This is a genomic window from Neisseria sp. P0001.S007 (assembly GCF_051963655.1).
GTDB lineage: Bacteria > Pseudomonadota > Gammaproteobacteria > Burkholderiales > Neisseriaceae > Neisseria > Neisseria subflava_A.
This window is the reverse complement of the sequence record NZ_JBQCUB010000003.1, coordinates 189,017-201,737: the sequence shown is the minus strand read 5'-3', so window position 1 is coordinate 201,737 and position 12,721 is coordinate 189,017. Positions and strand designations below refer to the sequence as shown.

Below are 12,721 nucleotides of genomic sequence, written 5' to 3'. Positions count from 1 at the left end.
ACATGCAACTCATCTTCGGAGCCAACGGCCCGTCCGGCCGAGCCTATATCCGCACATTGACTGACTCAGCCGATACCGTCGCCGTATTGAGAAGGCCGTCTGAAGACAGCTTTTTTGCCGAACACAATATTCAAACAGTCGTCGCCGATGCGCTTGATGCCGACGCGCTCGATAAAGCGTTGGCACAATACCGTCCCGATACCGTGATCAGTTTTGTCGGCGGTAAAAACGAAGAGGGTATCCGCAGCGATGCGCTGGGCAATATCAACATCATTGCCGCTACGAAAGCCTCCAATCCGCAAGCACGCTTTGTACTGATTACCAGCATGGGCTGCGGTGAACAATGGGACATGATGAGCGAGCCGTTTAAACAGGCACTCGGCGAAGCCATCCGTGCCAAAACAGAAGCCGAAATCTATCTCAAACAAAGCGGTTTGAATTGGACCATCCTGCGCCCCTGCGGCCTTGCCGATGGCGAAGATAATGCCTATACCTTGACACAAAATGCCCAAGAAATTCCGCAAAAATACATGACGCGCAACGGCTTGGCTGCCGCCGTTGCTGCCATTGTCGGCCAAGTGGGCAGCAAGGGGGAAACGTATAGCGTTGGTGCGGCATAAACGGATTGAGTAGGCCGTCTGAAACTGTCTTTTAATTGTTTCAGACGGCCTGATTTTTTCTTAAAAAACTGTTTTTATTCTGAATATGAGCAAGGAAATCAAAATAACAGGCATAATAAAGACCGGAACATATCCGGTCTTTATTAATGGTTTCGCATTTACGCTTGGTAACCTTTCGCTTCGGCAAGCAGGGCCAGCAATTCTTCAGTCGTATCCCAACCGATGCAGGCATCCGTAATACTTTGACCGTAAACTTCAGGCTTGTCTTGACGGCCTTCAACCAAGTGGCTTTCGACCATCACGCCCATGATGTTTTCTTCACCGGCTTTCAGCTGCGCCGCAACATCGCGCGCTACATCCATTTGTTTGCGGAAGTCTTTACGGCTGTTGGCATGGCTGCAGTCCACCATCAGTTTGCTGCTCACGCCGGCTTTTTGAAGCTGCGCAACCGCGTCTTTAACGTGCTCCGCGCTGTAATTAGGCTCTTTACCGCCACGCAAAATCGCATGGCAGTCAGGATTGCCGCTGGTGTGGACAATCGCGGAATGACCGGCTTTGGTTACAGACAGGAAGTGGTGCGGATGATTGGCGGCACCGATGGCGTCGATGGCGATTTTCAGATTGCCGTCCGTACCGTTTTTAAAACCGACAGGGCAGGAGAGGCCGCTGGCCAATTCGCGGTGTACCTGGCTTTCAGTCGTACGCGCCCCAATCGCGCCCCAAGAAATCAGGTCGGCGTAGTATTGCGGCGTAATCATGTCCAAGAATTCAGTCGAAGCAGGCATGCCCATTTCGTTCAAAGTAAGCAACAACTGACGCGCTTGGCGCAGGCCGTAGTTGATGTCAAACGTACCGTCCAAGTGCGGATCGTTAATCAGACCTTTCCAGCCAACGGTTGTACGCGGTTTTTCAAAATACACGCGCATTACAATCAGTAGCTCTTTCTCATATTTTTTGCGCAAGGGCAGCAATTTTTGCGCATATTCTACCGCCGCCTTAGTATCGTGAATCGAGCATGGGCCGATGATGACCAGCAAACGGTTGTCGCGGCCGTGAACTAAATCTGAAATCTCATGACGTGTTTTATAAACCAAATTGGCAACCTGAGGCGTAACAGGTAGCTCATACAAATGTGCGATTGGAGGGAGTAACTCTTTGACTTCTTTGATCTTAATATCGTCGGTAGGGTGGTGCTGGGACATGATGGACTCTCTTGTTTATTTTTGATACAGGTTACAGGTTTTAGCAGAATTAAACAAGGCTTGATTTTTTGTTTTAGCAATTTTATTCTAAAATTTCTTTATTTAAATTATTTTATGGAATTTAAAATCAGTTAATTCATAAAAATTAGAATTTAATTCTATTAAAAATTTCATTTATATAATAAAGGGATTTAAGTTTTTATCAAAATACAGGCCGTCTGAAAAAGTTCAGACGGCCTTTCTTTAATTAAAACAGGATACCAAATCTCATCTCAATCTATGTTGCGAATGCTTATTTTGCAGCGCTGCTGACCTGTTTCATCCAGGCAAACAGCTCGTCCAAATCATAATCGCCGCCGTGTCCGACATCCCAAGGCAGGGCGTAATCGACGGTGTAGCCGTTGTTTTGCAGTTTGGCGGCTAATATGGCGGAGACTGCCAACGAGGTGTCGCGGTCGTTGGTGCCGACACGGATGCGCCAGTTTTGCGGCAGGTTTGCACCCGGTTTGCCGATGTAGTTGAGCGGGTTCATGATTTTGACGGTTTCTTCGTCCGCGATTTCGGCGTTGGAGGCGGTAGTGTGTTGCATGGAGAACGCGGTGAAGTGGCGTTTATCGACGGTATCGGTGCCGAAGAGTTGGTTTTCGCCCGCGCTCAAATCTACGCCGTCAAAGGCGGGCGGTGTTTTTTGCCGTCCGGCGGCTTTGGCGTAGGCATCGAAATCGACGGAGACGACTTTGCCGTTGCGGACGGTCAGCCATTTGCGGTCGCTTAGGTCTTTGCCCGCGTCAAGCTGGATTTGGGCGGATTGGGCGAGCAGGCCGGCAATATGGTTTTTAAAGCTGCCGTTGCCTTGGGCATCCAGCGTCAGTGGTTTGCCTTCGGGGGATTTCAGGTTCAGGCTGTTGAGATAGGCGGGGTACAGCGGTTTGAGGAGGTCGGACAGTTTTTTCTCGTCATCGGTCAGCGTGCCGGCGACCAGCTCGCGTTTGACGCGGTAGTCGAGCATGGAAATATTCATTTTTTTATAGTCGTTAATGCCGTTGAACTGCCATTCGTAAGCCATGTCGGCATGGTCCAAATCGGTAATCGGGCAGTAGGCGGATACGGCGAAAACTTTGTCGCTGCCTTCCGCCGCGCCTAAGGCTTTGAGGTGGTTTTCATAATCTTTTTGATCGGCTGTTGCGCCTAAGAGGGCGGACATCGCGCCGCCTGCGCTTGTGCCGTTGGAAATGATTTTTTCGGCATCGCCGGGCATGGCTTTGTCGTTGGCTTTCAGATAGCGGACGGCGGCTTTCAAATCGACAATGGCGGCAGGTGCTTTACCGGTGGATTCCGTTCTGCCGCGCGCGCCCGGGGAGGCGACGACGTAGCCTTTGGAAAGGGCGGTCAGCGCGGCGTTCGGCGATTTTTGACCGTCTTCAGGTTCGCCGCGTTTACCTTCCAAAGCAGGTTTGCCCGGTTCGGCAGGCATATAGCCGCCGATTTGGTTGGGCAGGAAAATCGGTGCGGTTTCGGCGTTGAAACCGTCTATCTCGCCGCCGTTGTAATAGGCTTCGGGTACATAAATATTGATGATTTCGTAACGGGTATCGACAGGATTGCGGACGTAAACTACGCCTTCGTAAGCGCGGAATTTGATGGCCTGACCGTTCACTTCGATGCTTTGTTCGGTGTATTTTTGTTTGGAGAAGTCTAGGTCGTAGGTGTCTGCGGTTTTGACGGAAGCGCAGGCGCTCAATCCCAGCGCGACAGAAACGGATAAGAGGGTTTTGTTTAGGGCGTTCATCATCATACTTTCTGAAGAGGTAAGCGGATATGATAACGAATACTTAGGCCGTCTGAAACGCCAAGTCGGGTTTCAGACGGCCTGATTTCTTTGTAGCGTTATGTAGTGTTGTACGTTACGTCGTAAAGTAATATGGGCGTAAACTTCATCTATTTGATAAATATGAATTTAATAAGACATTATGCCTTAAAAAATCTATTGATTCGGTATCTGTAAAAGTTTGAATCTGTCTTGTAAATAAGTATGCAGGACAGGCATTTTTGCTTTTTTCGCAGATTGGTACTACTTGTCAGAACGTTTTGCTCAATTCGACAAACATTTTGGTTTTGCCGTATTCGTAGAACTTGTCGTTGCTCCATGTTTTGTTGTGGGCAATGGTCAGGCGCGGGGTGATACCTTTGAAATGGAGGGCGCGGTGCCATACGCTTAGGGAGGCGGAGGCTTCTTTGTCGCGGCGGTTTTGTTCGTTGCTGAAGAAGCTGGGGGCTTGGTAATGGCGTTGGGCGGCGCTGAGGCGTAGGACGGTGGAGAGGCCTTTGGGCCATTCTTGTCCCCATGTGGTGCGCAGGGCGTAGCGGTTGAAGCTGTCGCTTTTGTCGTCGCGGTTGCGTTCGCGGTAGAGGTCGATACCGGCTACCCAGTATTGGCGCGCGTTGCGGTAGTACACGATGGAGTTGCTGAGCAGTTGGCTGGTGTTGTTGGAATGCTCGCGGCGGCCGTTTTTCAGACGGCCTGCTTCAAATGCGCTGAGGGTTTGCAGCTTGGGTTGCCACCAATGGTTGTAGTGGAGGCGTGCGCCGTTGGTGTAGGTGTAGGGGTCGTTGCCGTAGAAGCGGCGTTCATGGAACGGGGTCATGCCGATATCGTTGCGCTGGTCGGCATAGCCGATGCCTGCCGAAAAGCGTGTGGTGAGGTCGTTGTAGTTGGTGTGTTTGGGATAGATTTTGCCGTAATGGTCTGCGCCTGCCGTGGCATAGAAGCCGCGGGGCAGCGACCATTTTTTTTCTGCGCCGATTTGGTAATGGATGGCAGTGGCATCGATGGGTTCGGGGAATGTCCAGCCTCGGAAGCAGTCGTCGTCGGGATAGGCAAGGCGCACGGCGCGGCATTGTTCATCGCTCAGGTGGTTGCCCAGACGGCGTTGGCCGGGGGCTTGGTTGATGTTTTGTTCGCGCGTGATGTTCAAGCCGGCATTGAATTGCCATGAGTCGCGTTCACGCAGGGCTTTGCGGTAGGTTTCGATGCGTTCTTGCAAGGCAGGCGGGAGGGATTCGGTTTGTAGTTTGTCGAACTGGTCGGCTGCGGCTTCGTTTTGTTTGTCTTCAAACAAGGCGGTCGCAAGCTGCCAGCGGACGGCGGAGGCATCGGGTTGCTCGGCGATAAAGCGGCGGTAATGGCCGATGGCTTCGGCGGCGCGTCCTTCGGATTGGGCAAGCAAACCTTTGGCATAGCGTGCCATGGCGCGATCGTGTTCTGGCCATTGTTCGTAAATGGGCAAAACGGCTTTGATGCCGGGGATATTGTGGGCGACGACGGCGGAATACATGGCGCGTGCCAGTAATTCGGTGTTGGCAAGCAGGGTGTCGGCATCGACGTTGATGATTTTTTCAGACGGCCTGTTTGTCTGCTCGGCAGGAATGTTGTGCGTTTCAGGTTGTTGGGGTTCGGCAGTGTTGACTTGAAGCTCGGGTTTTACGTCAGGCGGCACATCGGCGGCGTGAAGGGAAAGGGGAAGGATGGCGAGGAGGAGCAGACGTTTTTTCATGGCAATGTTTGGGATGTTATCGGTATAAGTGGGCAGATTGTACAATGTTTTGAGTCGGAAATTTTACAAACCGAGTGCCATTATATCTGATAAAGACGACAAAAGGCCATCTGAAACCCGATGGGATTTCAGACGGCCTTTATTTGCGAGTCGGATTTAGTTTTGGTCCAAGTCCAAATCGGCTTTGTATTCGATACGGCCTTGGCCTTTGTCTTCGATGGAAACGTCCAGCTCTTGTTTGCCGCGTTTGAATTTCAGATCGGCATCGTCGTGTTTGATTTCAGACTCAACCACATGGAAACCTTTGCTGCGCGCGTGGGCGATCACTTTTTTGGCCAGGGAAGGAATGGAATTGCGTTGGCCGGAGAGTTCGGCTTCGTATTCAAATTCGCCGTCGCCTTGATGATCGGCTTTGATGGTGTGCGCGCCATCCGGACGGTAGATTTCGGAAGGCAACGGGGAGGCGAATGCCGTGGCGGAGAAAAGAGCCAAAATGCCGGTGGCCAGTAACGATTTTGCTTTGGTCATCGGTTTTCCTTTCTGAAAAGGGTTTTGAGAACGACATCATCTTATCGGCAGGTATGAGGGGTGGCAAGCGGATAAACACGATTTTACGCACGGCTACATGATTTGTTTGGAGGGTGTTGATTCTTTGCTTTGGGCTGGTGTTTGCTTGCAGAAAAATGCTGCCGGATAAGACTTAGCCGAGGCGGAACAATTCGCTGCCGTGCGCCTTCAGCCATTGTTCGGCTTGGTCAACATGTGGCGTAAGCGAGTGGGTCAGAGCCCAAAATGCAGGGCTGTGATTGGGATGGCGCAGGTGGGCGAGTTCGTGCAGGCAGACGTAGTCGGCGACATATTCGGGCGCACCGATGAGCCGCCAGTTGAGGCGGATGCCGGTGGTGTGGCGGCAAACGCCCCAGAAAGTTTTGGCGTTGGAAAGGGAAATGGCGCTCGGAGTCAGGCGGGTGGTTCGGGTATGGCCTTCGAGGCGTGGCAGCAGATATTCGTGCGCACGCTCGTGTAGGAAACGGCGCAAATGGGTGAGTTGGGCGGCGTTTTCTTTTTCGGGCAACAGGATTTCAGACGGCCTGATTTGGATGTGGTTTGCTGCATGGACGGACAAGGCCGTCTGAACGCCTTGATACCAAATCCATTCGGGAAGCGTGTCGGTGGGTGTTTGTCGGGCCGGTGCTTTGTTTAAGGTACGGCGCAGGATGGCTTCGTTGTCGTTCAGCCATTGGGTAAAGGTGTGCTGGGTAACAAACGGAGGGATATTGATGCTGACGGTATCGGCGGAAACGGGGCGCAAGATGAGGTTTTTCTTGGCGCTGCGTTTGAGCTGGATATGAATGGTGAGGCCGTCTGAAAGGGTATGGGTATGGAGGCGGGGCATGGTGTTTGAGTGAAAAGGGAGGGCATAGCGGCCCACCCGATGGAATGATTTATTTGGTTTTGGGGGCGAACGGGCCTTGTCCGGTAATCAGGGGCTGCTGGCTTTCAATCCATTGCTCGCATTGGGCCATGAGTTCGGCTTCATTGCCGTTGTTGTGGGCAATGGGTTTGCCGATGATGACGCTGACCGTACCGGGGTATTTGAGGAAGGAGTTGCGCGGCCAAAACTCGCCGCTGTTGAGCGCAACGGGGACGATGTCCATCTCAAACATTTTTGCCATGCGCGCGCCGCCGAGCTTGTAGCGGCCTTTTTCACCAGGCGGCAGGCGTGTGCCTTCGGGGAAAATGGTAATCCAATAGCCTTCGTTTTTACGCGCAAGGCCTTGTTCTAAGAGTTGTTTGTTGGCTTCGCGGCTGTTGCTGCGGTCGATGCCGATGGTTTTGACCAGCTTCAAGCCCCAGCCGAAGAAAGGGATTTTGAAAAGTTCGCGTTTGGCAACATAGACTTGAGGCGGAAAAATCTCTTGTAGGGCGAGGGTTTCCCAGCCGCTTTGGTGTTTGGAGCAAATGATGGCGGGGTGGTCGGGAATGTTTTCCGCGCCGCTTAAGGTGTAGTTTAAGCCGATGATGTGCTTGAGCGACCAGTTGAGGATACGCACCCAAACTTGCGCCATTTTGTGCGCGCCGCCTTGGAAGGGCAGGGCGAGCAGCATAAAGGGGAACAGCAAAATAATGCTAGAGGAAAGGATGAACCAGTAAATCAGGTTGCGGATAATCAGCATATCGGGGAAAAGTCTGTCGTTTGAAGGCCGTCTGAACACCGTTGTCGGCTGGTTTCAGACGGCCTTGTCGTTTATAGGATAGCTTGCGCGGCTTCTTCGATTTGTGTGTTTTCACGCATGATGTATTGCGAAAAAGCCAGCAGGTTGTCGAAGACTTGGGTGTGTTCGGGCAGGTCTTGCTCGTGTTTGGCCAGCGTTTTTTTGCCTTTGCCGGTCAGGACGAGCGCGGATTTGCCGCCTGCGGCATCAATGGCTTGCAGGTCGCGCAGGCTGTCTCCGACCAGCCAGGTTTCGGCGGCATTGGCCTTGAAGCGTTCGATGATGTCGATAATCATGCCGGGCTTGGGTTTGCGGCATTCGCAGTTGTCGGCAGCAGTGTGCGGGCAAAACCAAATGCCGTCGATGGTGCCGCCTGCTTGAACGGCAAGGCGGTGCATTTTCGCGTGCATTTCGGTTAGGTCTTGCACGGTAAAGTATTTGCGGCCGATACCGGATTGGTTGGTGGCCACGGCGATGGTGTAGCCAGCCTGCGTTAAAAAGGCGATGGCATCCATGCTGCCTTCGATGGGAATCCATTCGTCAACGGATTTGACGAAATCGTCGCGGTCTTGGTTGATGACGCCGTCGCGGTCGAGGATGATGAGTTTCATGGTGTGGGCTCTTATTTTTCTGCTTTCAAACTGCTTTTCCATTTTTCAAAGGCCGTCTGAAAAACGGGTGTCAGTTTGGCGAAGGTTTCCAGGGTGTTTTTGACGTGGTAGAAGCCGCCGAGCGAGGATGTGTCGAGGGCGAGGACGTAGTCTTCCATAAATGCGCCGTAGCCGTCTTCTTCGTCGGTGTAGTAGAACTCGGTAAACCGTTGGCCGAGTTCGGTAAAGTCGTCCGCCGTCAGTGCGCCGTCCATGTGTTTGAGCAGGAAGTGCCGTCCGCTGATTTTGCCCGAGGTCATGGCTGCGAAGTCGGCTGCGGTTTCGGGGGCGGTTTGCCAGACGGGGTTGACGAGGCCTGCCTGCGCCGCCCACTGCCAGTACATACCGATGTGGGTGGCGGCGTTTTCGGGCGGGAGCTGTTCGGGGTAGTCTTCGTCGAGATGGAAACGGATATTGTCGTACATGGACGGTGTTCGTTGGGGGAAAGGGGGTATTGTAGCGGAAAATAATGAATTAGGCCGTCTGAAAGAGGGTGTTTCAGACGGCCTTAAGGGAATTTAACCTTTAAATACAGGAACAAGTTCCATTTGGCTCAGTATTTGGGCGGCAATGTTAATGATGCCGAAGAGGAAGACCCAAACCATCAGCCAGAATCCGCCGTAAACTTTGTAGTTTTTGCCGGCACCGAATTTATGGCGCGAGCGGTAGAGCAGCATGGCGGGGATGATGCCGGTCCAGATGGTGGCGGCCAGGCCGACGTAGCCGATGGCGGTAACGAAGCCAGTAGGAAAGAGCAGGCAGGAAATCAGGGGTGGTAGGAAGGTCAGCGCGGCGGTTTTGGTGCGGCCGGAAATGCTGTCGTTCCATTTGAAGATGTCGGCGATGTAGTCAAACAGGCCGAGCGTTACACCGAGGAAGGATGTTGCGATCGCCATGTAGGAGAACAGGGTCAACACTTTGTCCATATTGCCGGTTTGGGCGAACTTGGACAGCGTTTCGATCAGGACGGAAACTTGTCCTTCTGCGGCGATAACCGGTGCGAACTCGCTGCGCGGCAGGTTACCTTGGATGGCGATTTGCCAGAGGATGTAAATCACAAGCGCAATCAGCGTTCCTGCCCATAGGGATTTGGCCACTTTGGGCGCGTCGCCTTTAAAGTATTTGAGCAGGCTGGAAACGTTGCCGTGGAAGCCGAATGAGGCAAGGCAGACGGGCAGGGCGGTGGCGACATAAATCCAGTAGCTGGTGCCGGCAGGGGCTTGGGTGTCAAACAGGACAGGCATTTTGGCATCGGCAATCAGGCCGCCGGTTGCCCAAATAAAGGTCAATACCATGCCGCCGATGAGGATGCTGGTGAAACGGTCAACCAAGCGTGCGGATGCCCAAACGCAAAAGGCGAGAATGCCGAAGAAGACGAGTTGGCCGACGGTCAGCGAAACTTCTCTGCCTACCGCGCTGCCGATGCCTTTGGCGGTCAGGTCGCCGCCGACGAAGATGTAGGCGTAGGTGAGCAGGTATAAAACGAAAGCGACGGCAACGCCGTTGATGACGTTCCAAACCGGGCCGAGCAGGTCTTTAACCATGGTGTCGAAGCTCGCGCCGTGCGGATAATGGGTGTTGACTTCCAAAATCATCAGGCCGCTGGAGAGCATGGAAAACCAGGTGTACAGCAACACGGCCAGCGAGCCGGTAAACCATACGCCGGATGTGGCGGTCGGGTTGGCAAGCATGCCTGCGCCGATAACCGTACCGGCGATAATCATCGCGCCGCCGAATAGGGAAGGAGTTTTGGTTGACATTGTTTATCTTTCTTCTAGAAATGCGTGGCTGCCATTATGCCGTAAAGTGTAAGAAAAGGTAAAGCAAAGGCCGTCTGAAAACCCGATTGTCGTTTTCAGACGGCCTTTGATGTGTATAAACGCAACTGATCAAATCAATTTTCGCAGTTTCAATTCGTTTTTCAGGTAGGCGTAATAAACCGGCGCGACGATGATGCCGCCGATGCCGAAAATGCGTTCAAAGACGACCATCGCCACCAGCAATTCCCATGCGCTGGATTCGATTTCAGAGCCGATGATTTTGGCGTTGAGGAAATATTCGAGTTTATGGATGACAACAAGGAAAACCAACGAGGCGAGTGCGACGTAAAGCGATGAGCCGAGGCTCAAAATAATGATGATGGTGTTGGAAATCAGGTTGCCTGCCACCGGAATCAGGCCAACGATAAAGGCGACGATCAGGACGGTCATTTTAAACGGCAGGTCAACGCCGAACAGCGGCAAAACCAAGTAGAGGTACAGGCCGGTCAGGAAGGTGTCGATCAGCGAGATTTTGACTTGGGCGAGGAACACGCGTTCAAAGCTGGTTTCAAAATTGACGATGCGCCGCATCAATTCGGCTTTAAACAGCGGCATTTTGTGGCGGTTTTTGCGCATTTTCAGGCGGTGGAAACTGAGCATGGCGCCGATGATGATGCCGATGAGGATGTACACGAAGGACGTGATGCTGTTTTTACTGATACGGGTCAGCGCGGCGCGGTATTCTTCAATCAGCTTGATCGCCGAGGCTTTGATTTCGGCCATATTGTTGGGCAGCATATTGAGAATGGCCGCAGGCAGGTCTTGGCTGTTTTTGGTGTCTTCCAAAATCGCCGCCAGCTTGGCCAACATAAAGCCGACATGGCCGCCGTGTATCAGGTGGTAAATGCCCAAAGACATCATCGTGATGATGCTGAACACGATGGCCAGCGTCAGCGCGGTGGAAATCAGGTTGATGTTGTGCGCGTTAAGCGATTTATGCAGCCGCGTGTTGCGTGGCAAAACACGGCGGCGGAGTTTGAGGATGACGCCGTTGGTGCGCGTAATAAAGATATAGGTCAGGATAACTGACAGCAGCAGCGGCAGAAAATGGTAGTGCAAGACAATCAGCAAGGCCAAACCCATCAGGATATAGGAGGCGTTGCGGAAAGTCGGGTTGTCGGTGTGGGAAGAGAGTAAGGACATGTGAAGCCAATAAGGTAAAAAGCAAAAAACAGGTCAGGCCGTCTGAAAAACCATGTTCCGACGGCCTAACTTAATGACAGAGATTAATCGTGCAATGAGGCCGCGTGTACCGTGTTTTCCAACAAAGTGGCAATCGTCATCGGGCCGACGCCGCCGGGAACGGGCGTAATCATGGATGCGCGTTCTTTGGCGACATCAAACTCCACATCGCCGCACAGGCTGCCGTCGTCCAAGCGGTTGATGCCCACATCGATAACGACTGCGCCGGGTTTGACCCATTCGCCTTTAACGAAATTCGGAATGCCTACGCCGACCACCAAAATATCTGCGGCGGCAACTTCATCGGCAAGGTTTTGCGTAGCGCTGTGGCAGATGGTTACCGTCGCGCGGGACAGCAGCAATTCCAACGCCTGCGGACGGCCGACAATATTGGATGCGCCGACGACGACGGCTTTTTTGCCTTTCGGGTCGATACCGTAGGCTTCCAACAAAGTCATCACGCCTTTGGGTGTGCACGGGCGCATCAGCGGCATTTTGACGACTAGGCGGCCGACGTTGTAAGGGTGGAAGCCGTCCACATCTTTATGCGGCTCGATACGTTCCAAAACCGCTTGGCTGTCGATGTGTGCCGGTAGCGGCAGTTGCACCAAAATACCGTCGACGGCAGGGTCGCCGTTCAATTCGTCCACCAGTTTCAGCAAATCGTCTTGCGTGGTTTCAGACGGCAGCTCATAAGAGCGCGATTCGATGCCGCTTTTTTGGCAGGCCAGTTTTTTATTGCGTACATAAACCGCGCTGGCAGGGTCGTCGCCAACCAATACCACCGCCAAGCAAGGCGTGTGCAAACCTTTTTCCTGACGCGCTTTTACCGCCTGCGCGACCGCCTCGATGCGTTGCTGGGAGATTTTTTTTCCGTCTATAAGTTGTGCAGCCATGATTTTTCCTCCTCAATAGGGATAAATATTGCGTTTAAATTATCGCATTTTTCAGACGGCCTGACACAAAAGAGTAGCCCTGATTGTGAAGCATAAAAATAAATAACGATTAAAAATAATAAGATAATCAAAAAATGAAAAAATAAAGCAAAGTAGGTGTTGACCGGGTTAAAAAGGGTCTGTATAGTTCAGGTCTTCAGTCGGGGCGTAGCGCAGCCCGGTTAGCGCATCTGCTTTGGGAGCAGAGGGTCGTGAGTTCGAATCCCACCGCCCCGACCACAAAATTCTTCGCACGAATCGGCATGAGCGCCCGTAGCTCAACCGGATAGAGCACCGACCTTCTAAGTCGGGGGTTACAGGTTCGATTCCTGTCGGGCGTGCCAATTTTTACGGTGGCTGTAGCTCAGTTGGTAGAGCCCTGGATTGTGATTCCAGTTGTCGTGGGTTCGAGCCCCATCAGCCACCCCAGATGAAAGCCTGCATATTGTATGCAGGCTTTTTTCCGTTTATACCCGAATTTTACTTCAGATTTAATTGGGTTTCAAAAAAGTATTTATCAAACCGTTTCATCATGGCATCGG

Annotated in this window: 12 protein-coding genes and 3 tRNA genes; 4 read left to right on the top strand and 11 right to left on the bottom strand. The window is 52.5% G+C overall.

The genetic code is table 11. The features are described from left to right. Positions 1-2: 2 nt before the first annotated feature. Positions 3-620, top strand: a complete 618-nt coding sequence (locus ACTHRE_RS05075; RefSeq protein ID WP_377073709.1) for an NAD(P)H-binding protein — start codon at positions 3-5, stop codon at positions 618-620. A 158-nt stretch (positions 621-778) separates the two neighbouring features. On the opposite strand, the gene aroG is transcribed toward ACTHRE_RS05075, so the two are convergent. The 11 genes from aroG to folD all read right to left on the bottom strand — a co-directional run bounded on the left by aroG (position 779) and on the right by folD (position 12,140). Beyond that, positions 779-1,822 (bottom strand): 3-deoxy-7-phosphoheptulonate synthase AroG, encoded by a 1,044-nt coding sequence (gene aroG / locus ACTHRE_RS05070; protein WP_003683923.1) that lies wholly within the window; start codon positions 1,820-1,822, stop codon positions 779-781. Between the two features lie 292 nt (positions 1,823-2,114). Next, positions 2,115-3,611 (bottom strand): subtype B tannase, encoded by a 1,497-nt coding sequence (locus ACTHRE_RS05065; protein ID WP_199900805.1) that lies wholly within the window; start codon positions 3,609-3,611, stop codon positions 2,115-2,117. A 289-nt stretch (positions 3,612-3,900) separates the two neighbouring features. Beyond that, the gene (locus ACTHRE_RS05060) at positions 3,901-5,376 is read right to left on the bottom strand and encodes a surface lipoprotein assembly modifier (RefSeq protein WP_293208103.1); all 1,476 of its coding nucleotides are present in this window, start codon (positions 5,374-5,376) and stop codon (positions 3,901-3,903) included. A gap of 156 nt (positions 5,377-5,532) precedes the next feature. Further along, positions 5,533-5,904, bottom strand: coding sequence for a hypothetical protein (locus ACTHRE_RS05055; protein WP_107723974.1), 372 nt, complete (start codon positions 5,902-5,904; stop codon positions 5,533-5,535). Positions 5,905-6,076: 172 nt separating this feature from the next. Then, a complete protein-coding gene (locus tag ACTHRE_RS05050; protein ID WP_070647235.1) occupies positions 6,077-6,772 on the bottom strand; it encodes a M48 family metallopeptidase in 696 nt (231 codons plus the stop codon). Positions 6,773-6,821: 49 nt separating this feature from the next. Beyond that, entirely contained in the window at positions 6,822-7,553 is a 732-nt protein-coding gene (locus ACTHRE_RS05045; protein WP_070460589.1) for a lysophospholipid acyltransferase family protein, read from the bottom strand. Between the two features lie 71 nt (positions 7,554-7,624). Continuing rightward, the gene (gene gmhB / locus ACTHRE_RS05040; protein ID WP_039862535.1) at positions 7,625-8,203 is read right to left on the bottom strand and encodes a D-glycero-beta-D-manno-heptose 1,7-bisphosphate 7-phosphatase; all 579 of its coding nucleotides are present in this window, start codon (positions 8,201-8,203) and stop codon (positions 7,625-7,627) included. 11 nt (positions 8,204-8,214) lie between these two features. After that, complete coding sequence (locus ACTHRE_RS05035) at positions 8,215-8,667, bottom strand: DUF7832 domain-containing protein (protein ID WP_070647236.1); 453 nt, start codon at positions 8,665-8,667, stop codon at positions 8,215-8,217. Positions 8,668-8,760: 93 nt separating this feature from the next. Continuing rightward, the gene (locus ACTHRE_RS05030) at positions 8,761-10,002 is read right to left on the bottom strand and encodes an aromatic amino acid transporter (protein ID WP_377073707.1); all 1,242 of its coding nucleotides are present in this window, start codon (positions 10,000-10,002) and stop codon (positions 8,761-8,763) included. 129 nt (positions 10,003-10,131) lie between these two features. Further along, positions 10,132-11,205: an AI-2E family transporter gene (locus tag ACTHRE_RS05025; protein WP_049351502.1), complete on the bottom strand. Its 1,074-nt coding sequence runs from the start codon at positions 11,203-11,205 to the stop codon at positions 10,132-10,134. A gap of 83 nt (positions 11,206-11,288) precedes the next feature. Further along, positions 11,289-12,140: a bifunctional methylenetetrahydrofolate dehydrogenase/methenyltetrahydrofolate cyclohydrolase FolD gene (gene folD, locus ACTHRE_RS05020; protein ID WP_049336906.1), complete on the bottom strand. Its 852-nt coding sequence runs from the start codon at positions 12,138-12,140 to the stop codon at positions 11,289-11,291. Positions 12,141-12,341: 201 nt separating this feature from the next. On the opposite strand from folD, the gene ACTHRE_RS05015 reads away from it, so the two are divergent. The 3 genes from ACTHRE_RS05015 (at position 12,342) to ACTHRE_RS05005 (ending at position 12,608) form a co-directional block, all read left to right on the top strand. Next, positions 12,342-12,419: transfer RNA gene (locus ACTHRE_RS05015), tRNA-Pro, on the top strand. Between the two features lie 27 nt (positions 12,420-12,446). Next, a tRNA-Arg gene (locus tag ACTHRE_RS05010) sits at positions 12,447-12,523 on the top strand. Between the two features lie 9 nt (positions 12,524-12,532). Next, positions 12,533-12,608 (top strand) — tRNA-His (locus ACTHRE_RS05005). Positions 12,609-12,721: the final 113 nt, after the last annotated feature.

What these genes read in the sequence shown, in the direction of transcription:
- ACTHRE_RS05075 (WP_377073709.1), top strand. Translation starts at nt 3, where the DNA reads ATGCAACTCATCTTCGGAGCCAACGGCCCGTCCGGCCGAGCCTATATC.
- aroG (WP_003683923.1), bottom strand. Translation starts at nt 1,822, where the DNA reads ATGTCCCAGCACCACCCTACCGACGATATTAAGATCAAAGAAGTCAAA.
- ACTHRE_RS05065 (WP_199900805.1), bottom strand. Translation starts at nt 3,611, where the DNA reads ATGAACGCCCTAAACAAAACCCTCTTATCCGTTTCTGTCGCGCTGGGA.
- ACTHRE_RS05060 (WP_293208103.1), bottom strand. Translation starts at nt 5,376, where the DNA reads ATGAAAAAACGTCTGCTCCTCCTCGCCATCCTTCCCCTTTCCCTTCAC.
- ACTHRE_RS05055 (WP_107723974.1), bottom strand. Translation starts at nt 5,904, where the DNA reads ATGACCAAAGCAAAATCGTTACTGGCCACCGGCATTTTGGCTCTTTTC.
- ACTHRE_RS05050 (WP_070647235.1), bottom strand. Translation starts at nt 6,772, where the DNA reads ATGCCCCGCCTCCATACCCATACCCTTTCAGACGGCCTCACCATTCAT.
- ACTHRE_RS05045 (WP_070460589.1), bottom strand. Translation starts at nt 7,553, where the DNA reads ATGCTGATTATCCGCAACCTGATTTACTGGTTCATCCTTTCCTCTAGC.
- gmhB (WP_039862535.1), bottom strand. Translation starts at nt 8,203, where the DNA reads ATGAAACTCATCATCCTCGACCGCGACGGCGTCATCAACCAAGACCGC.
- ACTHRE_RS05035 (WP_070647236.1), bottom strand. Translation starts at nt 8,667, where the DNA reads ATGTACGACAATATCCGTTTCCATCTCGACGAAGACTACCCCGAACAG.
- ACTHRE_RS05030 (WP_377073707.1), bottom strand. Translation starts at nt 10,002, where the DNA reads ATGTCAACCAAAACTCCTTCCCTATTCGGCGGCGCGATGATTATCGCC.
- ACTHRE_RS05025 (WP_049351502.1), bottom strand. Translation starts at nt 11,205, where the DNA reads ATGTCCTTACTCTCTTCCCACACCGACAACCCGACTTTCCGCAACGCC.
- folD (WP_049336906.1), bottom strand. Translation starts at nt 12,140, where the DNA reads ATGGCTGCACAACTTATAGACGGAAAAAAAATCTCCCAGCAACGCATC.